Source organism: Streptococcus oralis subsp. oralis (assembly GCF_002096435.1).
Taxonomy (GTDB): domain Bacteria; phylum Bacillota; class Bacilli; order Lactobacillales; family Streptococcaceae; genus Streptococcus; species Streptococcus oralis_AA.
The window spans coordinates 1-25,165 of the sequence record NZ_NCUI01000024.1; the positions used below are offsets into that span (position 1 = coordinate 1).

General features: G+C 42.4%; 15 protein-coding genes. 13 read left to right on the top strand and 2 right to left on the bottom strand.

Translation table 11 applies throughout. The features are described 5' to 3' along the window. The 4 genes from B7723_RS03525 to B7723_RS03540 all read left to right on the top strand — a co-directional run. Positions 1-3,066, top strand: a 3,066-nt coding sequence (locus tag B7723_RS03525; RefSeq protein ID WP_142358080.1) for a DUF1542 domain-containing protein, incomplete at its 5' end; no start/stop codon positions are given. 206 nt (positions 3,067-3,272) lie between these two features. After that, on the top strand, positions 3,273-4,991 hold the full coding sequence (gene pabB, locus B7723_RS03530) for an aminodeoxychorismate synthase component I (RefSeq protein ID WP_084849137.1): 1,719 nt from the start codon (positions 3,273-3,275) through the stop codon (positions 4,989-4,991). Positions 4,992-5,114: 123 nt separating this feature from the next. After that, the gene (locus tag B7723_RS03535; RefSeq protein WP_084849136.1) at positions 5,115-6,074 is read left to right on the top strand and encodes an ROK family glucokinase; all 960 of its coding nucleotides are present in this window, start codon (positions 5,115-5,117) and stop codon (positions 6,072-6,074) included. Between the two features lie 98 nt (positions 6,075-6,172). After that, positions 6,173-7,012, top strand: coding sequence for a thymidylate synthase (locus B7723_RS03540; RefSeq protein WP_084849135.1), 840 nt, complete (start codon positions 6,173-6,175; stop codon positions 7,010-7,012). Positions 7,013-7,054: 42 nt separating this feature from the next. On the opposite strand, the gene B7723_RS03545 is transcribed toward B7723_RS03540, so the two are convergent. Then, positions 7,055-7,225, bottom strand: coding sequence for a DUF3042 family protein (locus B7723_RS03545; protein ID WP_084849134.1), 171 nt, complete (start codon positions 7,223-7,225; stop codon positions 7,055-7,057). 120 nt (positions 7,226-7,345) lie between these two features. Between B7723_RS03545 and miaA the strand changes: the two genes are divergently transcribed. From miaA to B7723_RS03590, 9 genes are all read left to right on the top strand, one after another. Next, complete coding sequence (gene miaA / locus B7723_RS03550) at positions 7,346-8,230, top strand: tRNA (adenosine(37)-N6)-dimethylallyltransferase MiaA (protein ID WP_084849133.1); 885 nt, start codon at positions 7,346-7,348, stop codon at positions 8,228-8,230. Next, positions 8,223-9,461, top strand: coding sequence for a GTPase HflX (hflX, locus tag B7723_RS03555; protein ID WP_084849132.1), 1,239 nt, complete (start codon positions 8,223-8,225; stop codon positions 9,459-9,461). Before miaA ends, hflX begins: the two co-directional genes overlap by 8 nt. Continuing rightward, positions 9,454-10,077, top strand: coding sequence for a cystathionine beta-lyase (locus tag B7723_RS03560; protein ID WP_084849131.1), 624 nt, complete (start codon positions 9,454-9,456; stop codon positions 10,075-10,077). Before hflX ends, B7723_RS03560 begins: the two co-directional genes overlap by 8 nt. 14 nt (positions 10,078-10,091) lie before the next feature. Next, complete coding sequence (gene rnz / locus B7723_RS03565) at positions 10,092-11,021, top strand: ribonuclease Z (RefSeq protein ID WP_084849130.1); 930 nt, start codon at positions 10,092-10,094, stop codon at positions 11,019-11,021. Between the two features lie 29 nt (positions 11,022-11,050). Continuing rightward, positions 11,051-11,542, top strand: coding sequence for a DUF7832 domain-containing protein (locus tag B7723_RS03570; RefSeq protein ID WP_084849129.1), 492 nt, complete (start codon positions 11,051-11,053; stop codon positions 11,540-11,542). A 27-nt stretch (positions 11,543-11,569) separates the two neighbouring features. Further along, complete coding sequence (locus B7723_RS03575; protein WP_084849128.1) at positions 11,570-12,325, top strand: SDR family NAD(P)-dependent oxidoreductase; 756 nt, start codon at positions 11,570-11,572, stop codon at positions 12,323-12,325. A gap of 250 nt (positions 12,326-12,575) precedes the next feature. Further along, positions 12,576-19,814, top strand: coding sequence for an LPXTG-anchored adhesin/beta-galactosidase BgaA (gene bgaA / locus B7723_RS03580; protein WP_084849127.1), 7,239 nt, complete (start codon positions 12,576-12,578; stop codon positions 19,812-19,814). Positions 19,815-20,406: 592 nt separating this feature from the next. Further along, a complete protein-coding gene (locus tag B7723_RS03585; protein WP_084849126.1) occupies positions 20,407-23,769 on the top strand; it encodes a Cna B-type domain-containing protein in 3,363 nt (1,120 codons plus the stop codon). A 207-nt stretch (positions 23,770-23,976) separates the two neighbouring features. Next, positions 23,977-24,717, top strand: coding sequence for a class I SAM-dependent methyltransferase (locus tag B7723_RS03590; protein WP_084849125.1), 741 nt, complete (start codon positions 23,977-23,979; stop codon positions 24,715-24,717). Positions 24,718-24,798: 81 nt separating this feature from the next. On the opposite strand, the gene B7723_RS03595 is transcribed toward B7723_RS03590, so the two are convergent. Then, positions 24,799-25,158, bottom strand: coding sequence for a DUF3397 domain-containing protein (locus B7723_RS03595; protein WP_042902093.1), 360 nt, complete (start codon positions 25,156-25,158; stop codon positions 24,799-24,801). Positions 25,159-25,165: the final 7 nt, after the last annotated feature.

A 25,165-nucleotide genomic window follows, 5' to 3' on the forward strand; every position in this document is an offset into this window, starting at 1 on the left:
GCGAAAGCCGATGCCAAGGCGAAAGCAGATACAGCGAAACAAGCAATTGACACTGCGACGACAAACTCAGAAGTTGATCAAGCAAAGAATGATGGAACAACTGAGGTCAACTCAGTAAACCCAACCGCTCAAAGTAAGCCAGCAGCCAAGCAAGCGATCGATGATGCGCTGAAAACTAAGGAAGCAGCCATTGATTCACGCACCGATTTGACGGATGAAGAGAAAGCTGTTGCGAAAGCCGATGCCAAGGCGAAAGCAGATACAGCGAAACAAGCAATTGACACTGCGACGACAAACTCAGAAGTTGATCAAGCAAAGAATGATGGAACAACTGAGGTCAACTCAGTAAACCCAACCGCTCAAAGTAAGCCAGCAGCCAAGCAAGCGATCGATGATGCGCTGAAAGCTAAGGAAGCAGCGATTGATTCACGCACCGATTTGACGGATGAAGAGAAAGCTGTTGCGAAAGCCGATGCCAAGGCGAAAGCAGATACAGCGAAACAAGCAATTGACACTGCGACGACAAACTCAGAAGTTGATCAAGCAAAGAATGATGGAACAACTGAGGTCAACTCAGTAAACCCAACCGCTCAAAGTAAGCCAGCAGCCAAGCAAGCGATCGATGATGCGCTGAAAGCTAAGGAAGCAGCGATTGATTCACGCACCGATTTGACGGATGAAGAGAAAGCTGTTGCGAAGGCAGATGCCAAGGCGAAAGCTGATGAAGCTAAGAAGAACATCGACGCTGCGACCACAAATGCAGAGGTCGACCAGGCTAAGTCAACTGGAACAACTGAAGTTAACGCAGTCAATCCAACTGCGCAAAGTAAGCCAGCAGCCAAGCAAGCGATCGATGATGCGCTGAAAACTAAGGAATCAGCCATTGATTCACGTACCGATTTGACGGACGAGGAGAAAGCTGTTGCGAAGGCAGATGCCAAGGCGAAAGCTGATGAAGCTAAGAAGAACATTGACGCTGCGACCACAGATGAAGCAGTATCTCGAGCCAAGACTGATGGAATAACTGAGGTCAACGGAGTGGAGCCAACCGCTCAAAGTAAGCCAGCAGCCAAGCAAGCGATCGATGATGCGCTGAAAGTTAAGGAAGCAGCCATTGATTCACGTACTGATTTGACGGATGAAGAGAAAACTGTAGCGAAGGCTGATGCCAAGTCTAAGGCTGCCGAAGCTAAGAAGAACATCGACAACGCAACGACAGATGAAGCAGTATCGCAAGCCAAGACTGCTGGAACAACGAGCATTGCCTCAGTTAACCCAACTGCGCAAAGCAAGCCAGTAGCCAAGCAAGCGATTGATGATGCCCTTAAAGCTAAGGAAGCAGCCATTGATTCACGTACTGATTTGACGGATGAAGAGAAAACTGTAGCGAAGGCTGATGCCAAGTCTAAGGCCGCCGAAGCTAAGAAGAACATCGACGCTGCAACCACAAATGCAGAAGTTAACCAAGCTAAGTCAACTGGAACAACTGAAGTTAACGCAGTCAATCCAACCGCTCAAAGCAAGCCAGCAGCCAAGCAAGCAATCGATGATGCGCTGAAAACTAAGGAAGCAGCGATTGATTCACGCACCGATTTGACGGATGAAGAGAAAGCTGCAGCGAAGGCAGATGCCAATGCGAAAGCTGATGAAGCTAAGAAGAACATTGATACTGCGACCACAGATGAAGCAGTATCGCAAGCTAAAACTGCTGGAACAACTGAAGTCAATTCAATCAATCCGCAGCCAGTAGCGAAGCCAGTAGCCAAGCAAGCGATCGATGATGCGCTGAAAGCTAAGGAAGCAGCGATTGATTCACGTACCGATTTGACGGATGAAGAGAAAGCTGCAGCGAAGGCAGATGCCAATGCGAAAGCTGATGAAGCTAAGAAGAACATTGATACTGCGACCACAGATGAAGCAGTATCGCAAGCTAAAACTGCTGGAACAACTGAAGTCAATTCAATCAATCCGCAGCCAGTAGCGAAGCCAGTAGCCAAGCAAGCGATCGATGATGCGCTGAAAGCTAAGGAATCAGCCATTGATTCACGTACCGATTTGACGGATGAGGAGAAGGCTGCAGCGAAGGCTGATGCCAAGGCGAAAGCAGATACAGCGAAACAAGCAATTGATACAGCGACAACAACTGCAGAAGTTGACCAGGCTAAGTCAACTGGAACAACTGAAGTCAACGCAGTCAATCCAACCGCTCAAAGTAAGCCAGCAGCCAAGCAAGCGATCGAAGATGCCCTGAAAACTAAGGAAGCAGCCATTGATTCACGTACTGATTTGACGGATGAAGAGAAGGCTGCAGCGAAAGCCGATGCCAAAGCTAAGGCCGATGAGGCTAAGAAGAACATTGACGCTGCTACCACAAATGCAGAAGTTGACCAGGCTAAGTCAACTGGAATAACTGAGGTCAATGGAGTCAATCCGCAGCCAGTGGCGAAGCCAGCAGCCAAGCAAGGAATCGATGATGCGCTGAAAGCTAAGGAAGCAGCGATTGATTCACGTACCGATTTGACGGATGAAGAGAAAACTGCAGCGAAGGCAGATGCCAAGGCTAAGGCCGATGAGGCTAAGAAGAACATCGACAACGCGACAACAGATGAAGCAGTATCGCAAGCCAAGACTGCTGGAACAACTGAAGTCAACGCAGTCAATCCGCAGCCAGTAGCGAAGCCAGCAGCCAAGCAAGGAATCGATGATGCGCTGAAAGCTAAGGAAGTAGCTATTGATTCACGCACCGATTTGACGGACGAGGAGAAAGCTGTTGCGAAGGCAGATGCCAAGGCGAAAGCTGATGAGGCTAAGAGAAACATCGACACTGCGACCACAGATGAAGCAGTATCGCAAGCCAAAACTGCTGGAACAACGAGCATTGCCTCAGTTAACCCAACTGCGCAAAGCAAGCCAGCAGCCAAGCAAGCAGTAGAAGATACCCTGAAGACTAAAAAACTTCCGAATACAGGAACAGCAGAATCGCTAAGTACAATGGTAGCAGCAACTAGCGCTATTCTGGGGTTAGCTCTTCTAAGTCATCGTCGAAAAGAAGATGATGAAGTCTAATTAGGATTTTATAGCTATATTCGTAAATTGACTTTTTCTTCTAGTGAACTAGCAAGTAATATTTAGCAAAAATTTCTCCTAGTGGTAATAACTACTAGGAGAAATTTTATATTAAGCAACTACATAGAGTTAACATTCATCAAAAGGAAGTTATATTGATTAGTTTTGTAGCTGAGGGTTTATTTCTTTTGTGCTATACTTAAGATATGCATAGAAAAACAGTGATTGATTTTAGGGCTTTGGGGGAGAGATACACCTTCACTCAGCCTATCAAAGAGTTAAAAACGAGAGATTTAGCAGAAGTGGCAGACTTGCTGGCACAAGTGGAAAGCTACCAAGAGCAAGGTTACTATGTAGTGGGCTATGTCAGCTACGAGGCTGCACCTGCTTTTGAGGAGAAACTAGCAGTTCATAAAGCTCCTTTACTGGCAGAGTATCTGTTATATTTTACAGTTCATGACAGGGTAGAAACATCGCCTATTCCTCTGACTTATGAGGAAGTAGATCTGCCTTCAAAGTGGCAAGAAGTAACATCTGCGACAGACTATGAAAAGGCGATTGCCCAAATTCACCATCATTTGCGTCAAGGGGACACCTACCAGGTCAACTACACCGTCCAACTCAAGCAAGACTTAAACGCCAATCCTTTTGCCATCTACAATCGTATGGTGGTAGAGCAGGAGGCGGGCTACAATGCCTATGTGGAACATGATGAGATGGCAGTGATTTCCATGAGCCCAGAACTCTTTTTTGAGCAAAATGACCGAGAATTAACGACTCGCCCAATGAAGGGAACAACCCAGCGGGGAGTGACTGACCAAGAAGACCTTGCCCAAGCTAGCTGGCTAGAACAGGATCCTAAAAATCGCTCTGAAAATATGATGATTGTGGACCTCTTGCGCAACGATATGAACCGTATTTCTGAGGTGGGGAGTGAGCACGTGGAGCGTCTGTGTCAGGTGGAGCAGTATTCGACCGTTTGGCAGATGACTTCTACCATCAAGAGTCAGTTGCGACCGGATGTGGACCTAGTTGAAATCTTCCGTTCGCTCTTTCCATGTGGTTCCATAACGGGAGCACCGAAAATTGCGACCATGGAAATCATCAAGGACTTGGAGCCCCAACCACGCGGAGTCTACTGCGGAACGATTGGTCTCTTGCTTCCAAATGGGCGACGGATTTTCAATGTCGCCATTCGGACTATTCAACTGCATCAAGGGAAAGCCATTTATGGAGTTGGCGGAGGGATTACTTGGGATAGTACTTGGGAATCTGAATACCGAGAGGTTCATCAAAAGGCGGCTATTCTCTATCGTAAACAAGCACGTTTCCAATTGATTACAACTGGGAAAATCAGCCAGAAAAACTTGTTGTTTGAAGAACAACATCTGGAAAGACTGACAAAGGCTAGTCGATATTTTGCCTATCCTTTTAATCCGGAAGAACTGAGACAAAAGATAGAGAAAGAGTGCCAAGTTTGTGATGCTAATCAAGACTACCGCTTGCGAATCATCCTCAGCAAATCTGGAGGGATAGAACTCATTCGCCAAATCTTAACACCCCTCAGTCCAATTTTCTGCAAAGCCAAACTTTGTCTGCAAGAAACAGATTTGAATCAAGCGTTTACCTACTTTAAAACAACTCATAGACCACACTTAAGTCTATGGGAACAGGAAATCATTTACCATAATGCAGCAGGAGAATTGCTTGAAACCTCTATTGGAAATCTGGTCTTAAAAATTAATGGTAAACTCTACACACCGCCTATCAGACTTGGAATTTTGCCAGGAATTTACCGTCAGCATTTGCTGGAAACAGGACAAGTAGAGGAAAAAGTCTTGACTGTGCCAGACTTGGACCAAGCGGAAACTATCTATGGCTGTAACGCGGTCAGAGGCTTGTATGAGTTGAGGATTGAATCTTAATAAAGCAAACTTTGGAATAAAGAAAGTGATTAAATGAGAATAAATTCACGCAAACCTTTGCACAAAATGGACGATTTTGTTATACTATATCTGTAAGCATTTTCAATTAAAAAGGAGAAGACGATGAGTCAAAAGATTATTGGGATTGACCTTGGTGGAACATCTATCAAGTTTGCGATTTTAACTCAAGAAGGAGAAATCCAAGAAAAATGGTCTATCAAGACCAACATTTTGGACGAAGGAAGCCACATTGTAGATGATATGATTGAGTCTATTCAGCATCGTTTGGACTTGCTTGGATTGTCAGCTAAGGATTTCCGAGGCATTGGAATGGGATCACCTGGTGTGGTTGACCGTGAAAAAGGAACTGTTATCGGTGCATATAACCTCAACTGGAAAACCCTTCAACCGATTAAAGAAAAGATTGAAAAAGCCTTGGGGATTCCATTCTTCATTGATAATGATGCCAACGTAGCTGCTCTTGGTGAGCGCTGGATGGGGGCTGGTGACAACCAACCAGACGTTGTCTTTATGACACTTGGTACAGGTGTTGGTGGCGGTATCGTGGCAGAAGGCAAATTGCTTCACGGTGTTGCTGGTGCAGCAGGTGAGCTTGGCCACATCACTGTTGACTTTGACCAACCAATCGCATGTACCTGTGGTAAAAAAGGCTGTCTTGAGACAGTTGCTTCTGCAACAGGGATTGTCAACTTGACTCGTCGTTATGCAGATGAATACGAAGGCGATGCAGCCTTGAAACGCTTGATTGATGACGGAGAAGAAGTAACTGCTAAAACTGTTTTTGACTTGGCTAAAGAAGGGGACGACCTTGCCTTGATCGTTTACCGAAACTTCTCACGTTACTTGGGTATCGCTTGTGCTAACATCGGTTCAATCCTCAACCCTTCAACGATTGTTATCGGTGGTGGGGTGTCAGCTGCGGGAGAATTCCTTCTCCAAGGCGTGCAAAAGGTTTATGATGAAAATACCTTCCCACAAGTACGCACATCAACTAAATTAGCTCTCGCAATTCTAGGAAATGACGCTGGAGTTATAGGAGCAGCATCACTTGTATTGCAATAAGATAATAAAAGGAGAAAAACACTACTTTAAAGCCAGTGATTTTCCTCCTTTCTTTTTTTATGCTATACTAGTTAGGACAATAAATGAGGTGAGAGTAAATGACAAAAGCAGATACGATTTTTAAAGAGAATATTGAACGAATCCTCAAAGACGGTGTCTTTTCTGAGCAGGCTCGTCCCAAGTACAAGGATGGGACTGTTGCCAACTCCAAGTACGTAACCGGTGCCTTTGCGGAGTATGACTTGGCCAAGGGAGAATTTCCTATCACAACCCTACGTCCCATTGCAATCAAATCTGCCATCAAGGAAGTGCTCTGGATTTACCAAGATCAGTCTAATAGTCTAGAAGTGCTAAATAGCAAGTACAATGTTCACTACTGGAATGACTGGGAAGTAGGAGATACGGGAACCATTGGTGAGCGCTATGGGGCAGTTGTTAAGAAACACGACATCATCAACAAGATTCTCAAACAGTTGGAAGCCAACCCTTGGAATCGTCGTAATATCATCTCACTATGGGATTACCAAGCCTTTGAGGAGACAGATGGTCTTCTTCCATGCGCCTTTCAGACCATGTTTGATGTCCGTCGCGTTGATGGGGACATCTATCTAGATGCGACTTTGACCCAGCGCTCTAATGACATGCTAGTGGCCCACCACATCAATGCTATGCAGTATGTGGCTCTTCAGATGATGATTGCCAAGCATTTTGGCTGGAAGGTTGGGAAGTTTTTCTATTTTATCAACAACCTCCATATCTATGATAATCAGTTTGAACAAGCGGAGGAGTTGCTCCGTCGTGAGCCGTCAAACTGCCAACCACGTTTGGTCTTGAATGTGCCAGATGGGACCAATTTCTTTGATATCAAAGCGGAAGACTTTGAGTTAGTTGACTATAATCCGGTTAAGCCACAGCTGAAGTTTGATTTGGCTATTTAAGAAAATAAAAAGAAGTTGAGATTTCTCAACTTCTTTTGTTGCTTAATGTGATACGCGGCGGCGAGCTGCTTTTTTGCGGTTTTCTTCGATGAAAGCTGCTTTTTGCTCTTCTGGCTCAATCACTTTCTTTTTAATTGCGTATACTGCACCTACAACGGCAGCGACAGTTCCTGCGACACCTGTTACAAGACCTTTAGCGAATCCTTTAGCCATGAGTCTTCCTCCTTTATCTTCCCGATCAGCCAGACTCCTCAAGTGGTAGCATTTTTCTGACCGACCTTTTTGTGATATAATAATAGTAACGAAAAAATGGAAATTTTTCAAGGAAAAAAGATGAAAACAAAAATAATTGTGATTGTTGGACCGACTGCTGTTGGGAAGACAGCCCTTGCTATTGAAGTGGCCAAGCGCTTTGGTGGAGAGGTGGTCAGTGGTGACAGTCAGCAAGTATACAGAGGGTTGGATATTGGGACGGCCAAGGCCAGCCCAGAGGAGCAAGCAGCTGTTCCTCATCATTTGATTGATGTCAGAGAGGTGACCGAGTCTTACTCGGCTTTTGATTTTGTTTCAGAAGCTAAGAAGGCTATTGAGGATATTCAAAGCCGTGGCAAGCTAGCCATTATTGCTGGTGGGACAGGGCTTTATGTCCAGAGCTTGCTGGAAGGCTACCATCTAGGTGGGGAAACACCTCATGAGGAGATTGTAGCTTATCGGGCTAGTTTGGAGCCTTATTCAGATGAGGAATTAGCCCATCTTGTGGAGCAAGCAGGTCTTGAAATTCCCCAGTTTAACCGTCGTCGTGCTATGCGGGCCTTGGAAATTGTCCATTTTGGTCAGGATTTGGAAAATCAGGAAAGTCCTTATGAACCACTGATTATCTGCTTGGATGATGAGCGAAGTCGACTTTATGAACGGATTAACCATCGTGTGGATCTGATGTTTGAAGCTGGACTTCTAGACGAAGCCAAGTGGTTGTTTGACCATTATCCAGATGTGCAAGCTGCTAAAGGGATAGGTTACAAGGAACTCTTCCCCTATTTTAGAGGAGAGCAGAGTTTGGAGGAGGCTAGAGATAGTCTCAAGCAAGCGACTCGTCGATTTGCCAAGCGCCAGTTGACCTGGTTCCGCAATCGCATGCAGGTAACCTTTTATCAGATAGGAGAATCTGGTGTGAAAGAGCGTATTTTAAGCCAGATTGAGGAGTTTTTAGATGATTGAAACGGAGAAAAAAGAGGAACGTGTCCTACTCATCGGTGTGGAATTGCAAGGCATGGACAATTTTGACCTCTCCATGGAAGAATTGGCCAGTCTGGCTAAGACTGCTGGAGCAGTCGTAGTAGGTAGTTACAGGCAAAAACGTGAAAAATATGATTCCAAGACTTTTGTTGGCTCTGGTAAGTTGGAAGAGATTGCGCTCATGGTGGATGCAGAAGAAATTACTACTGTCATTGTCAATAATCGCTTGACTCCACGGCAAAATGTCAATCTAGAAGAAGTCCTGGGTGTAAAAGTGATTGACCGTATGCAGTTGATTTTGGATATCTTTGCCATGCGGGCTCGAAGCCATGAAGGGAAACTCCAAGTCCACCTAGCCCAGCTCAAATATCTCTTGCCTCGCTTGGTTGGTCAAGGGATTATGCTCAGCCGTCAGGCAGGGGGAATTGGTTCCCGTGGTCCAGGGGAAAGCCAGCTGGAACTGAACCGTCGTAGCGTTCGCAATCAAATCACAGATATCGAGCGCCAGCTCAAGGTGGTTGAGAAAAATCGAGCGACTGTCAGAGAAAAACGCTTGGAGTCAAGTACCTTTAAAATCGGTTTGATTGGTTACACCAATGCTGGGAAATCAACCATCATGAACACCTTGACCAGTAAGACCCAGTATGAAGCAGACGAGCTGTTTGCGACCCTGGATGCGACGACAAAGAGCATCCATCTAGGGGGCAATCTTCAGGTTACCTTGACTGATACGGTTGGCTTTATCCAGGATTTGCCAACAGAATTGGTGTCCAGTTTCAAGTCAACCTTAGAAGAAAGTAAACATGTAGACCTTCTGGTTCATGTCATCGATGCCAGCAATCCTTATCACGAGGAACATGAAAAAACGGTTCTGTCTATCATGAAAGACTTGGATATGGAGGATATTCCTCGCCTGACCCTTTATAATAAAGCGGATTTGGTGGAGGATTTCACGCCTACTCAAACGCCGTATGCCCTCATTTCTGCCAAGTCTGAGGATAGTCGTGAGCAGTTGCAAGCATTGTTTTTGGAGAAGATCAAGGATATTTTTGAAGTCTTTACCCTGCGCGTGCCTTTTTCAAAGTCCTACAAGATACATGATCTAGAAAGTGTGGCGATTCTGGAAGATCGTGATTATCAAGAGGACGGTGAAGTCATTACAGGCTACATTTCCGAGAAAAATAAATGGAGGTTAGAGGAATTTTATGACTGATATTAAAACCTTGGCTCTAAAGTATGGAGGTTATACAAGTCTGGATAAGGTCTATTTAGATCAGCTTCTAGCTAGCAAAACAGAGCAAGAGCAGTTGGCTCTCATCACACCTCCCCCCAGCGTAGTGAATGCTTACTTTGCTGAACTCTACCAGAAAAAGAGTCCTGAGGCTGCGACGGATTATTTTGCAGAACTCAGTCAGGAACTGAACCTCTACAATGCTGAGCCAAGTTTCACCTTTGAAAATAAGCCTTTTATTCGTCTTAATTTATCTGGCAAATCCTTTGGCTTTTGCTATGAGGAAGAAGGTCTTGGACGGATTTTCTCTGAAAATGAAGAGGGAATCTCGGATGACTTGCTCTTTGAGATTGCACAAATTTTCCCCCATCAACTCGTCTTTGAAGAGTCTGGAAAGATTTACATGAAGGATGCCGGAGACGAAGAAGTTGTTAGCGTAAAAAGTCTCACAGCTTTGACTGATTTGGAAAGTTTAGCAGATGGTCGCAAGCGTCTCAAAGGCTACAGTCAAGAGGATTTACTGCAAGAAGCTGTTGCTTTTTCTGGCAAGCGCTATTTCCGATCGGAAAATCGCACAGCCATGTTATATATTGATTAATTAGAAAGTATCGAATGGATATTCAATTTTTAGGAACGGGGGCTGGTCAGCCCTCTAAAGTCCGCAACGTCTCTAGTCTCGCCTTGAAACTTTTGGACGAGATTAACGAAGTCTGGCTCTTTGACTGTGGAGAAGGAACGCAAAATCGTATTCTGGAAACCACGATTCGACCACGTAAGATCAGCAAAATCTTTATCACTCACTTGCACGGAGATCACATCTTTGGATTGCCAGGATTTCTCTCTAGCCGTGCTTTTCAGGCTAATGAGGAGCAGACAGATTTGGACATTTATGGACCACAAGGGATCAAGTCCTTTGTCTTAACCAGTCTTCGTGTGTCAGGTTCTCGTCTGCCTTACCGCATTCATTTTCATGAGTTTGACCAAGATTCTCTAGGGAAAATCCTTGAGACCGATAAATTCACTGTGTATGCAGAGGAGCTGGACCACACTATTTTCTGCGTTGGTTATCGTGTCATGCAAAAGGACTTAGAAGGTACCTTGGATGCTGAAAGACTTAAGGCTGCTGGTGTTCCATTTGGCCCGCTTTTTGGAAAAATCAAAAACGGTCAGGACGTTGTTCTAGAAGACGGAACTGAAATCAAAGCTGCTGACTATATCTCAGCGCCACGTCCAGGTAAGATTATCACCATTCTGGGTGATACCCGAAAAACCAATGCCAGTGTGCGTCTAGCTGTCAATGCCGATGTCTTGGTTCACGAGTCGACTTATGGCAAAGGAGATGAAAAAATTGCCCGCAACCACGGTCACTCAACCAATATGCAGGCAGCACAAGTAGCAGCAGAAGCCGGTGCTAAGCGCCTCCTGCTCAATCATATCAGCGCTCGTTTCCTCTCAAAAGATATCAGTCAGCTCAAGAAAGATGCGGCAACTGTTTTTGAAAATGTCCATGTGGTTAAAGACTTGGAAGAAGTGGAGTTATAATTCTTCAAGTTCGTTGAGAGGGAAATAAGATGACTGTTGAAAATCGTTTATTGGATAAAGCAGAATGGTATTTTGAAAATGCATTAACCAACTACTTGCACAGCTATTCATTACAAAAAGAAGAGCTAACTCAAAAAGATTATCGGGAGATTTATCGTTGGGCTGCGAATCATATCGGTTTTTTCGTTACTTGGCTCATCCTGCATGATGCAAAAGAAATGATGTTTCCTGATGAAGAAACGGTATTCCAAAGTGTAAAAAACGAGCAAACTTTGGGTGTTGATTATCTTTTAGACTGGTGCGATGGTAAACTGGGAACAATGGATATCACAAAGGATTTTCAGGCTTTTGTAAGTGACTATTATGAACATCAGTATATGGATGATTATTCCGAATTTGTAGTCAATGACTTATATGACTTGCCTTTAGAATTTTTAGGTAGCTGGGAGGATTATCATCTGTTTGCTCCTGTCATTGATCAAGCTTATGCTCATTATTTAGCTGGAAAAAGATTTCATTAATTGACCAAAACTTTGAAAGGAATAGAGATGCGAACCATCATCATCACTGGGGCAAGCGGTGGCTTAGCCCAAGAAATGGTCAAACTCTTGCCAAATGACCAACTCATCTTACTAGGTAGAAACAAGGAAAAATTAGCCCAACTCTACGGAAATCATCCTAATGTGGAATGGATTGAAATCGATATTACTGATGACTCAGCCCTAGAATCCCTGGTAGTTGACCTCTATCTCCGTTATGGCAAGATTGATGTCTTGATTAACAATGCTGGCTATGGAATTTTTGAAGATTTCGACCAGATTTCTGATCAAGATATTCACCAGATGTTTGAGGTTAATACCTTTGCCCTGATGAATCTGTCTCGTCGTCTTGGAGCTCTCATGAAGGAAAGTCGAAAAGGGCATATCATCAATATCGTCAGCATGGCAGGTTTGATAGCGACTAGTAGGTCCAGTCTTTACTCAGCGACCAAGTTTGCGGCTATTGGGTTTTCAAACGCTATGCGCCTCGAACTGATGCCCTATGGTGTCTATGTAACGACGGTTAATCCAGGACCGATTCGTACTCCCTTTTTTGACCAGGCTGACCCAGATGGGACCTATCTCAAGTCGGTTGACCGCTTTCTCTTAGAACCAGATGCGGTTGCTAAAAAAATTGTCAAGACCATAGGAAAAAATAGACGAGACCTCAATCTCCCAGTTTTGTTGAACCTAGCCCATAAGTTTTATACCCTCTTTCCCAAGCTAGCTGATAAGTTGGCTGGGGGGATCTTTAATTATAAGTAAAAGGAGTTCCTTACAAAAGGAACTTTTTTATACTATTTAACTAAGTGCCAAAAAAATGTTTGTTTTTGTTCTAAATCTACATTCACTTTTTTCGAATCTTCTACAAATTTTAGAAAAAACAATCAAAAATATGATTTTTTGAGTTTAGGGTATTGAAATTTCCTATATTATTTTATAAAATAAGGGTAAAAGGCTATGAAAAAGTAATACGCTTACAAACAAATGGAAGCGGTTACTAAAGGAGGATTTTATGGAAAAAGGCCATTGGAATCGTAAAAGAGTCTACAGCATTCGTAAGTTTGCCGTAGGCGCTTGCTCTGTCATGATTGGAACCTGTGCGGTTCTATTTGGAGGAAGTGGCATTGGAGAATCACCAGTTTTCGCGGATGAAACTCCTATCACCCACACTGTGGAACAAGCAAAAGAGGAAAGTCCGGCAGTGGAGGAAAAAGAAAATCAAGCTGTAGCAGAGCACAAGGATGCTGCAAGTGTCGATCAAAGTCAAGCCACTCCAATTGAAGCAAGCAAAGCCGAGAAGAAAGAAGAGGAACCTGTAGCTCCAAAAGAGGAGAAAGCATCTCTAAAACCTGAAGAAACTGCTCCAAAGGTAGAATCTCAAGCTTCAAGTCAAGAAAAGCCTGTCAAGGAAGATTTGAAAGCTGCGACAAATGAAGAAGTGAATCAAATGATTGAAGATAGAAAAGTGAATTTTAATCAAAATTGGCACTTTAAACTCAATGCGAATCCTAAAGAAGCTGTGAAATCAGATGCAGACGTATCAACATGGCAAAAATTGGATCTCCCACACGACTGGAGTATCTTTAACGATTTTGACCATCAGTCACCTGCCCAAAACGAGGGTGGACAGCTCAATGGTGGTGAAGCTTGGTATCGTAAGACCTTCAAACTTGATGAAAAAGATCTCAAGAAAAATGTTCGTGTGACCTTTGATGGTGTCTACATGGACTCTCAAGTCTATGTCAATGGCCAGTTAGTGGGACATTACCCAAATGGTTACAACCAGTTCTCATACGATATCACCAAATACCTTCACAAAGATGGTCGTGAGAATGTGATTGCTGTCCATGCGGTCAACAAACAACCAAGTAGCCGTTGGTACTCAGGTAGTGGTATCTACCGTGATGTGACCTTGCAAGTGACAGATAAGGTTCATGTTGAGAAAAATGGGACAACCATCTTAACACCAAAGCTAGAACAACAGCAACATGGCAAGGTTGAAACGCATGTGACCAGCAAAATTGTTAATACAGACGATAAAGACCATGAACTGGTGGCAGAGTATCAAATCGTTGAACGTGGTGGTCAGGCTGTGACAGGTTTGGTTCGTACAGCGAGTCGTACCTTGAAAGCACATGAGTCAACAAGTCTTGATGCGATTTTAGAAGTTGAACAACCAAAACTCTGGACAGTTTTAAATGATAAACCTGCCTTGTACGAATTGATTACGCGTGTTTACCGTGATGGTCAATTAGTCGATGCTAAGAAGGATCTGTTTGGTTACCGTTACTATCATTGGACTCCAAATGAAGGATTCTCTTTGAATGGTGAACGCATTAAATTCCATGGTGTTTCCTTGCACCATGACCACGGAGCGCTTGGAGCAGAAGAAAATTATAAAGCAGAATACCGTCGTCTCAAACAAATGAAGGAGATGGGCGTTAACTCCATCCGTACAACTCATAACCCTGCAAGTCCACAGACCTTGCAAATCGCAGCAGAACTTGGTTTGCTGGTTCAGGAAGAGGCTTTTGATACATGGTATGGTGGCAAGAAACCATATGACTACGGGCGTTTCTTTGAAAAAGATGCTACTCACCCAGAAGCCAGAAAAGGTGAAAAATGGTCTGACTACGATCTTCGTACCATGGTCGAAAGAGATAAAAATAACCCAGCTGTCTTCATGTGGTCTATCGGGAATGAAATTGGTGAAGCCGATGGTAAACCTCATTCTCTAGCAACGGTTAAACGCTTAGTAAAAGTGATTAAAGATGTTGATACTACACGTTATGTTACCATGGGAGCAGATAAGTTCCGCTTTGGTGATGGTAGCGGTGGTCATGAGAAAATTGCTAATGAACTGGATGCAGTTGGTTTCAACTATTCAGAAGACAACTACAAGAAACTTCGTGCGAAACATCCAAACTGGTTGATTTATGGTTCAGAAACATCTTCAGCAACCCGTACACGCGGTAGCTATTATCGTCCTGAAAGTGAATTAAAACATAGTAACGGGCCTGAGCGTCATTACGAACAGTCTGACTATGGTAATGACCGAGTTGGCTGGGGTAAAACGGCAACAGATTCATGGACGTTTGACCGTGACAACGCTGGCTATGCTGGACAGTTTATCTGGACAGGTACGGACTATATCGGTGAACCTACACCATGGCACAACCAAAACCAAACTCCCGTTAAGAGCTCTTACTTTGGTATCGTAGATACAGCCGGTATTCCAAAACATGACTTCTACCTCTACCAAAGCCAATGGGTTTCTGCCAAGAAGAAACCGATGGTACACCTTCTTCCTCACTGGAACTGGGAAAATAGAGAATTAGCAGACAAAGTTGCTGACTCAGAAGGCAAGATTCCAGTTCGAGCTTACTCAAACGCTGCAAGCGTTGAATTGTTCTTGAACGGTCAATCTCTCGGTGTTAAAAAGTTCAACAAGAAACAAACCAGTGATGGCCGTACCTACCAAGAAGGTGCCAATGCTAAGGAACTCTATCTTGAGTGGAAGGTTGCTTATCAACCAGGTACTTTGGAAGCTGTAGCTCGCGATGAAGCTGGAAAAGAAATTGCACGTGATAAGATCACGACTGCAGGCCAACCAGCAGGTGTTCGCCTCGTCAAAGAAGAACACGCAATCGCAGCCGATGGAAAAGACTTGACCTACATCTACTACGAAATCGTAGATAGTGAAGGAAATGTGGTACCAACTGCCAATAATTTGGTTCGTTTCCAATTGCATGGACAAGGTCAACTGGTCGGTGTCGATAATGGGGAACAAGCTAGCCGTGAACGCTACAAGGCACAACCAGATGGTTCTTGGATCCGCAGAGCCTTTAACGGTAAAGGGGTTGCCATTGTTAAATCAACTGAACAAGCAGGTAAATTCACCCTTACTGCCCACTCTGATCTCTTGAAATCGGACCAAGTCACTGTCTTTACAGGTAAGAAAGAAGATCAAGAAAAGACTGTTTTAGGTACAGAAGTACCAAAAGTACGTACTGTTATCGAGAAAGAACCGAAAATGCCGAAGACCGTCGCTTTTGTCTATAGTGATGGCAGTCGTGAAAAACGTCCAGTAACTTGGTCTTCAGTTGATGTGAGCCAAGCTGGAGTTGTGACAGTTAAAGGTATGGCAGACGGACGTGAGGTAGAGGCTCGTGTTGAGGTTCTAGCAATTGCGAAAGAACTGCCTACTGTAAAACGTATTGCCCCAGGAACAGACTTGAGTGCTGTTGATAAATATGTTTCTATCGCTGTAACGGATGGAAGCGTTCAAGAATACGAAGTTGATAAGTGGGAGATTGCGGAAGCAGATAAAGCTAAACTGTCAGTTGCAGGATCACGTATTCAAATGACTGGCCAACTGGGTGGTGAGACTATTCACGCTACCCTTGTAGTAGAAGAAGGTGAGGCTGCAGGACCTGCAGTACCAACTGTAACGGTTGGTGATGAAGCTGTCACAGGACTTACTAGTCAAAAACCAATGCAATACCGCACTCTTGCTTACGGTGCATCCTTGCCAGAAGTTGTAGCAAGTGCTGAAAATGCGGATGTTACTGTAGTCCAAGCAAGTGCAGCAAACGGCATGCGTGCAAGCATCTATGTTCAACCAAAAGATGGTGGACCTCTTCAAACCTATGCAATTCAATTCCTTGAAGAAGCACCGAAAATTGACCACTTGAGCCTACAAGTAGAGCAAGCTGACGGTCTTAAAGAAGACCAAACAGTGAAATTGTCTGTACTCGCTCACTATCAAGACGGAACACAAGCAGTTTTACCAGCTGATAAAGTAACCTTCTCTACAAGTGGTGAAGGGGAAGTCGCAGTTCGTAAAGGAATGCTTGAGTTGCATAAGCCAGGAACAGTCACTCTGAAAGCGGAATATGATGGAGCTAAAGGCCAAGTTGAGCTCACTATCCAAGCCAACACAGAGAAGAAGATTGCGCAATCTATTCGTCCAGTGAATGTAGTCACAGACTTGCATCAGGAACCAAGTCTTCCAGCAACAGTAACAGTTGAGTATGACAAAGGTTTCCCTAAAACTCATAAAGTCACTTGGCAAGCTATTCCGAAAGAAAAACTTGACTCCTATCAAACCTTTGAAGTTCTAGGTAAAGTTGAAGATCTTGACCTTGAGGCGCGTGCTAAAGTCTCTGTAGAAGGTATTGTTTCGGTTGAAGAAGTCAGTGTGACGACCCCAATCGCAGAAGCACCACAATTACCAGAAAGCGTTCGTACCTATGATTCAAATGGTCACGTTTCATCAGCTAAGGTTACTTGGGATGCGATTCGTCCAGAGCAATACGCCAAGGAAGGTGTCTTTACAGTTAGTGGTCGCCTAGAAGGTACGCAATTAACAACTAAACTTCATGTTCGCGTATCTGCTCAAACTGAGAAGGGAGCAAATATTTCTGACCAATGGACCGGTTCAGAATTGCCACTTGCCTTTGCTTCAGACTCAAATCCAACTGATCCTGTTTCAAACGTCAACGATAAATTGATTTCCTTTAATGACCGCCCAGCTAACCGTTGGACAAACTGGAACCGTAGTAATCCAGAAGCTTCAGTTGGTGTCCTATTCGGAGATTCAGGTATTTTGAGCAAACGTTCAGTTGATAATCTAAGTGTCGGATTCCACGAAGACCACGGAGTTGGCGTACCGAAGTCTTATGTGATTGAATATTATGTCGGTAAGACCGTTCCAACAGCCCCTAAAAACCCTAGCTTTGTAGGTGAGGAAAACCATGCCTTTAACGATCCTGCAAACTGGAAAGAGGTAAGCAATCTCAAAGCACCAGCTCAATTAAAAGCTGGAGAAATGAATCATTTCAGCTTTGATAAAGTTGAGACCTATGCGGTTCGCATTCGTATGGTTCGACTTGATAGCAAGAAAGGAACGTCTATCACAGAAGTACAAATTTTTGCGAAACAAGTTGCGGCAGCCAAACAAGGACAAACAAGAATCCAAGTTGACGGTAAAGACTTAGCAAACTTTAACCCTGATTTGACTGACTACTATCTTGAGTCTGTAGATGGAAAAGTTCCTGCAGTAACAGCAAGTGTTAGCAACAATGGTCTCGCTACCGTCGTTCCAAGTGTTCGTGAAGGTGAGCCAGTTCGTGTTATCGCGAAAGCTGAAAATGGCGACATCCTAGGAGAATACCGTCTACACTTTACAAGCAATAAAGATTTGCTCTCTCGTAAACCAGTTGCTGCGGTCAAACAAGCTCGCTTGCTACAAGTAGGGCAACCACTTGAATTGCCAACTAAGGTTCCTGTTTATTTCACAGGTAAAGACGGTTACGAAACAAAAGACTTGGCAGTAGAATGGGAAGAAGTTCCAGCAGAAAAGCTGACAAAAGCAGGTCAATTTACCGTTCGAGGTCGTGTCCTTGGTAGTGATCTTGTTGCTGAGTTCACTGTACGAGTGACAGACAAACTTGGCGAAGCTCTTTCAAATAACCCAGAGTATGATGAAAATAGTAACCGCGCCTTTGCTTCAGCCACTAACGACATTGATAGAAACTCCCATGACCGTGTGGACTATCTCAATGACGGAAATCATTCAGAAAATCGTCGTTGGACAAACTGGTCTCCAACACCATCTTCTAATCCAGAAGTATCAGCAGGTGTGATCTTCCGTGAAAATGGTAAGATTGTAGAACGGACTGTAGCGCAAGCCAAACTTCACTTCTTTGCAGATAGTGGTACAGATGCACCATCTAAACTCGTTTTGGAACGCTATATTGGCCCAGATTTTGAAGTGCCTACCTACTATTCAAACTACCAAGCCTACGATGCAGCTCATCCATTCAATAATCCAGAAAATTGGGAAGCTGTGCCTTATCGTGCGGATAAAGACATCGCAGCTGGTGATGAAATCAACGTAACATTTAAAGCTGTCAAAGCCAAAGCCATGAGATGGCGTATGGAGCGTAAAGCAGACAAGAGCGGTGTTGCGATGATTGAGATGACCTTCTTTGCACCGAGTGAATTGTCTCAAGAAAGTACCCAATCAAAAATTCTTGTAGATGGAAAAGAACTTCCTGACTTCGCTGAAGATCGTCAAGACTACCAAATCACCTATAAAGGTCAACGTCCAAAAGTCTCAGTCGAAGAAAGTAATCAAGTAGCTTCAACAGTTGTAGATAGCGGAGACGATAGCCTTCCAGTACTTGTTCGCCTTGTTTCAGAAAGTGGAAAACAAGTCAAGGAATACCATATCCACTTAACTAAGGAAAAACCAGTTTCTGAGAAGACTGTTGCTGCTGTACAGGAGGAACTTCCAAAACTCGAATTTGTTGAAAAAGATTTGGCCTATAAGACAGTTGAGAAAAAGGATTCAACACTGTATCTAGGAGAAACTCGTGTAGAACAAGAAGGAAAAGTTGGTAAAGAACGTATCTTTACAGCGATTAATCCTGATGGAAGTAAGGAAGAAAAACTCCGTGAAGTGGTAGAGGCTCCGACAGACCGCATCGTCTTGGTCGGAACAAAACCAGGAACCTCTCTTCCAGAAGACGAAGTGAAGAACCTAGTCCTCGACAGACCCGAACTTATAGTCAAAGAAGAAACAATTGACTTCAAGGTTCAGGAGCGTAAGTCTGATAAGTTGTACCTAGGAGAAACTCGTGTCCTACAAGAAGGTCAAAAAGGTATTCGTCTTCACTTGATTGAAGTGGAAAATGGAAAACGTCAGCTTAAAGAAACTTACGATAAAGTCGCTGCTCAAGATCGTATAGTAGAAGTTGGAACTAAACCAGGAACCTCCCTTCCAGAAGATGAAGTGAAGAACCTAGTCCTTAACAGACCAGAACTTGTAATTGAAGAAGAAACAATTGATTTCAAGGTTCAGGAACAAAAGAATGATCAGCTTCCAGCGGGTCAAACTCGTGTTCTCCAAGAAGGTCAAAAAGGTATCCGTGTTCACTTGATCGAAGTTGAAAATGGCAAGCGAATTGAAAAAGAAAGCTATGATAAAGTCATGGCTCAAGATCGCATTGTAGAAGTTGGTACGGCTAGTGAAACAACTAAACCAGTACCTCAAGAATCTACAAAACCACAAGTATCAGAAAAAGCAGATACAAAAGAAATTGTTTCAAGTGAAGCTAGTCATGTTCAAGAAGAACAGTTACCAAATACAGGAAGTGCAGAAAGTCAAGCAGCTCTAGCAGCAGGTTTAGCTCTTCTTGGCTTGAGTGCAGGTCTAGTGGCCACTAAAGGTAAAAAAGAAGACTAGAATGAATAAGTATTTCTTCTAATTGTATCTCAGAAAGACCAGGGAAACCTGGTCTTTTTGTATTCAATTCAAGACAAATAAAAATCCCAAATTTATATTATATTCAGAAAGAATGTTGGATATTATATAATTCTACTTGATTAGCAATTATATAAAGTAGTTGGAATAAATATTAAGATAATTCAAACTTATAAATAAATGCAATGTTTTCGTATGTTAATTTTAAGTGCTTCTTATAAATGTAAGCTAGTTTTGTAGGCGTTCTGTCTCTTGAGAGAAAGCTTTATGTTGATAAAATAAAAATATAAGTTAAAATTTTACACAGTGTCAATATTTTATAAAGGGTAATAACCTTATATTATTACAAAAAAAGTTAATTTTGTTTTATAATAAAATTAAAGGAGGTTTCTATATTAAAAACAGAACCAATATGATAAATAATTGCAATTGCATACTGTAAGAACGTCTGTAAATGTGATGTAGTTTCATCAATGCGCCTCATCCATTTTAATGAATTTGAAAGGAGATGTTGTTGAGTTTTAACAATCATAGTTGGTCGTTTTATGTTTTCGGTTATTTAGAAAGGAAGAAAATGAAGAACAAGAAATTTTGGTTATCCATCCTAACTTCTCTGGCATGTGTTCTAGGGATAATCCTTGCTCCCAATTCAGCAGAAGCGAAGGAGCTAAAGAATGTTATCAGTAATATCGGAATTTGGGAAGTTGATAATGGTAAATTTATAAGTCCGGATGAAAATGGAATTTATAACCTTTCTCCAGAACACCATGACTACTCAAACTATAAGTTCTCTGTGGATTATGATTTGAGTGCCTATGATGGCAAATTGGAGGACGGTGACACCTTTACATTTACCGTCCCAAGTCCGTTAACCGTCAGAAATGATAGTTTTGACCTGAAAGACAAAGAAACGGATCTCGTTATCGGGGAAACTCAAATTGTATCAAATGGGGATAGTAATGGTGGTAAGGTAACCATCACATTAAAGAATCTGAAAGCTTACCTTGAGAAAAAAGGTGGCTATCAAGTTCAAAATGTCAAAGGGACATTCTTTGTTGGTTTTAGTTCTAAAAATGAACTAAGCAATGAGACGCTTCGATTTGATAAAACGGAAACTATAAATGAAATTACACACCAGATTAAGGTAAAAAGAGGAGAAGCATCTGATTATTCTGAAGGTATTGGACGTGCGAATTTTAGTAAGTATCATGGTCTGATTTACAAAGAGGATTGGACATCTAGTGCTCTAAATAAGAGTGGACAATATTTACACAGTTGGTATGTCCGAGCCAATCCTAAACAAGCTGCCTATAACAAAATTGAAATTCATGACTGGGTTGATCCAAATGCCTCACCGATGCAGATGATTCCAGAAACATTTAAAGTTACGGCAGGTTGGTACGATAAATCTTATTACTTTAAAGATGAGGTGGTCTTAGAAGCTGGTAAAGATTACCAAGTTAGTTGGAATGAGTCATATACCGATTTTACTTTAACAATTAACAATGCTTCTTCAATTGTTGCTAAGAACGGGAAACCCGCAGCATTTCGAATTAATTATAAAACAAGTGCTCCAGCTGATGGAACAAAAGTTCAGAATAATGCTGAAATGAAGGGTGATGACCAGATTCTTACATATGACGACTATAGTAATAAGACAGTCGTTAAGCAAATCGGAAACTCAGTCGTTGCATCTGGTGGTACAATTCAGTTAGAAACTGGTTACCGTATCATTCTTTACAAGGTCGACGAGCTGACTCATGACCGTCTAAAAGGAGCAAAATTCAAGATTACTCCTCCAGTAGGAGCTACGGCTAAAGAGGAAATTGTAACGACAAATGATGACGGAATTGCTGAGTCATCTATTTACTCAGAGAGTGATATCAAGAAAGGGAACTTTACGGTAACCGAGATTGAGGCTCCTGAGGGATATGAGTTGAATCCTACTCCATTTGAGATGACTGTTGGACAAGATGGAGCTATCAAAACAGTTACAAATAAACGTAGCAAAGCTAAAGTTAAGATTAAAGCTAATAAAAAACTTACAGGACGTGAGTTGAAGGCTGAAGAGTTTGAATTCACTTTAACAGACCAAGATGGTAAGGTGAAAGAAACTGTGAAGAATGACAAAGACGGAAACATTGCTTTCTCAGAATTGGAATTCGACAAAGCAGGGACTTATACCTTTAAAATTGCTGAAAAAGCTGGCAGTGATACAAGCATCAAGTACGATACTAAAACTGTCACGGCTACAGTTACTGTAGTAGATAAGGGCAAAGGTGCACTTGAAGCAACTGTTTCTTACGATGACGAAAAATCTTTCGAGAATACTTACACTCCAGCAAAAACGGAAGTTCCTGTGAAGAAAGTATGGAAGGACGAGAACAACCAAGATGGTAAACGCCCATCTTCTGTCACAGTTAAATTGCTTGCAGACGGTCAAGATACTGGTAAGACACTTGAGCTCAATGCCGCAAATGGTTGGGCTGGAAGCTTCAAAGACCTTGATGCTGATAAAGGCGGAACACCTATCCAGTACACGGTAGTAGAAGTAACTGTTGCTGGTTACACTTCTGAAATTACTGGTGATGCTGCATCTGGATTCGCCATCACAAATAGCTATTCACCAGAAACAGTTGATGTAAAAGCAACTAAGAACTGGGATGACGCTAATAACCAAGACGGCAAACGTCCAACTAAGATTACAATCAATCTTTTAGCAGATGGTCAGAAACATGATTCGAAAGAAGTTCAAGCAGCCGCAGATGGAACTTGGACTGTCGAATTCACGAAATTAGCAAAATATAAAGATGGCAAAGAAATCAAATACACTGTAACAGAAGAAGCCGTAGCCGAATACGAATCAACTATTACAGACTTTACGATCACAAACAAATATGCTCCTAAAGCAATCGACTACAAGGTAACAAAAGTATGGAACGATGCGAACAACCAAGACGGCAAACGTCCTGAGTCCGTAACGGTTCAACTTTATAAAAAAGTAGGAGATGCAGATCCAGTAGCTGTTGAAGGTAAGAAATTAACCTTGACAGCTAAGGATAAGACGGACGCTAACACTTGGGTAGCATCCTTCACAAATCTTCCACAATACGAAGCTGGTAAAGAAATCACTTACTCAATCAAGGAAGTGGATGTGCCAGCTGGCTATGAAGCCTCTGTGACTGGTCAAGTAGTGACAAACAATTACACACCAGAAACAGTAATTCTTTCAGGAGCTAAGGTTTGGGATGATAACAACAACCAAGACGGCAAACGTTCAGATAAAGTGAAAGTTCAAATTCTTAACGGCGACAAGGTTGTTCAAGAAATTGAAGTTTCAGAAAAAACTGGTTGGAAGTTCGAATCTAAAAAACTTCCTAAGTATGAGAATGGTAAGGAAATCAAGTACACTGTCAAAGAAACTGCTATGACAGAATACAAAGCAACCATCACTTCAGACAAGGATGGTAAGTACACCATTACTAACGAACATACTCCAGAGAAAACATCTGTAAAAGGTAAGAAGATCTGGAAAGATGAAGATAACAAAGATGGCATCCGTCCAGCATCTATCACCGTAAAACTTCTTGCAGATGGTAAGGAAACTGGTCAGACAGCTACAGTGTCAGAAACAAGTGGCTGGACTTATGAGTTTACAGGTCTTGATCGTTATCAAGAAGGTAAGGAGATTGCCTACACTGTTGAAGAAGTGAATGTTCCAGATGGTTATACAGCTTCAGTAGAAGGTTACAACATTACAAATACGCACACTCCTGAAAAACCAACACCTGGCAAACCAAATGAACCAGGTAAGCCTAAAAAAGGTGGGGAATTGCCTAATACAGGAAGCGAGTCTAACCAAGTGGCTCTAGTAGCTGGAATCGCCCTTCTTGGATTGGGAACAGGATTCTTGGCAAGACGCAAAAAAGAAGATTAAGTTTTTTAAACGGTATCTTTCACGAAATTTTGCAACACAGTTTAAAAGTAGAAACAAGTGTCAATGGAAATTGGCACTTGTTTTTTTGTAACTGACCCTGGTTCTACTACCGGATACAAGTGGATAGTTGCCACTTACTGAAAAGCTATTGTTTTTGCGATGAATTCCTCTATAATAAGTGACAAATAAAAAAAGGAGATGCTACATATGATTGAAACAAGATTACAAGATAAATTGAAGTCAGGTTTGGAGGTGGAAAATTTTCAAAAAGATGGGGCTATCTATCTGTCTCTTAATCCAGATTATTTATCTGGAGATAATGCTAAATACATGACCATGTACAACCGTATGGCTCGCTGGTATGATATGAGTGAGAAATGGATAGGACCACTTCTCCACGGCAAGGCAATTGATAAGTTGAGAAAGGATCTGATGGAGGAAATAGAATGGAAGGATAATTTATCTGTTCTTTATGTCTCTATCGGGACTGGCCAAGACCTCCGTTATATTCCTGAGACAATTGACCTGAAAAGTTTAGACTTTGTAGGGGTAGATATTTCTATCAGTATGCTAAAAAAATGCCAGAAATCTTGCGCTAAAAAGACCAATCTGCAACTTTTCCATGCTTGCGCGGAGGATCTCCCCTTTGCGGATAATAGTTTTGACATTGCCTACCATATTGGCGGAATCAATTTTTTCAATGATAAGGCCAAGGCTATGCAGGAAATGCTACGAGTGGCGAAGCCAGGGACTAAGATTTTAATTGCAGATGAGACGGCTGACTATGTGGATCAGCAATATAAGAAAAATCATTTTAGTAAGGATTATTTTAAAGACGCTACTGTTGATTTGAGTGAAATTGAGAATGCTGTTCCAAGCGAAGTTAAGGAAAAGGAAATGAAACTTCTTTGGGATGGCAAATTCTACGCCTTGACATTTAGGAAATAAAAAAAGTATCTTGGTAGAGCTTAGAAAACAAGTTATGAAGATAAAAACATTCCCTTAGACAGCTGTCTGAGGGAATGTTTTTTATGGGAGCATCATCAATTCGACAACCATAGCAATGTAGATGATTAAGGTAAGGAGAAAACCGGCTCTCCAGAAAAACTTGATGAATTTAGGGTAATAAAAACTTCGTTTTTTGACAAGGAAAAAGACTACAAGGAGGATTGCTAGGAGAGAAAGTGCGACTCCAAGTCGCGGTAGAAAGTTGTGGGTAAAGGCTTTAGCAGTAATTAGGTAGTACTCAAATACCAAAAGTGGAAAAGCTAGATCCGCGAAATTAAATCCTATTCTCCTAAGTCCGAAAAGCTTGGTGACAATAAAGCAAACCACCAAGGTTAATATCAATAATAAAATAGATGCTATTTTCATTAAAATCATACCCATATTGTAT

Coding starts and splice junctions, on each gene's coding strand:
- pabB (WP_084849137.1), top strand. CDS start 3,273: ATGCATAGAAAAACAGTGATTGATTTTAGGGCTTTGGGGGAGAGATAC.
- B7723_RS03535 (WP_084849136.1), top strand. CDS start 5,115: ATGAGTCAAAAGATTATTGGGATTGACCTTGGTGGAACATCTATCAAG.
- B7723_RS03540 (WP_084849135.1), top strand. CDS start 6,173: ATGACAAAAGCAGATACGATTTTTAAAGAGAATATTGAACGAATCCTC.
- B7723_RS03545 (WP_084849134.1), bottom strand. CDS start 7,225: ATGGCTAAAGGATTCGCTAAAGGTCTTGTAACAGGTGTCGCAGGAACT.
- miaA (WP_084849133.1), top strand. CDS start 7,346: ATGAAAACAAAAATAATTGTGATTGTTGGACCGACTGCTGTTGGGAAG.
- hflX (WP_084849132.1), top strand. CDS start 8,223: ATGATTGAAACGGAGAAAAAAGAGGAACGTGTCCTACTCATCGGTGTG.
- B7723_RS03560 (WP_084849131.1), top strand. CDS start 9,454: ATGACTGATATTAAAACCTTGGCTCTAAAGTATGGAGGTTATACAAGT.
- rnz (WP_084849130.1), top strand. CDS start 10,092: ATGGATATTCAATTTTTAGGAACGGGGGCTGGTCAGCCCTCTAAAGTC.
- B7723_RS03570 (WP_084849129.1), top strand. CDS start 11,051: ATGACTGTTGAAAATCGTTTATTGGATAAAGCAGAATGGTATTTTGAA.
- B7723_RS03575 (WP_084849128.1), top strand. CDS start 11,570: ATGCGAACCATCATCATCACTGGGGCAAGCGGTGGCTTAGCCCAAGAA.
- bgaA (WP_084849127.1), top strand. CDS start 12,576: ATGGAAAAAGGCCATTGGAATCGTAAAAGAGTCTACAGCATTCGTAAG.
- B7723_RS03585 (WP_084849126.1), top strand. CDS start 20,407: ATGAAGAACAAGAAATTTTGGTTATCCATCCTAACTTCTCTGGCATGT.
- B7723_RS03590 (WP_084849125.1), top strand. CDS start 23,977: ATGATTGAAACAAGATTACAAGATAAATTGAAGTCAGGTTTGGAGGTG.
- B7723_RS03595 (WP_042902093.1), bottom strand. CDS start 25,158: ATGGGTATGATTTTAATGAAAATAGCATCTATTTTATTATTGATATTA.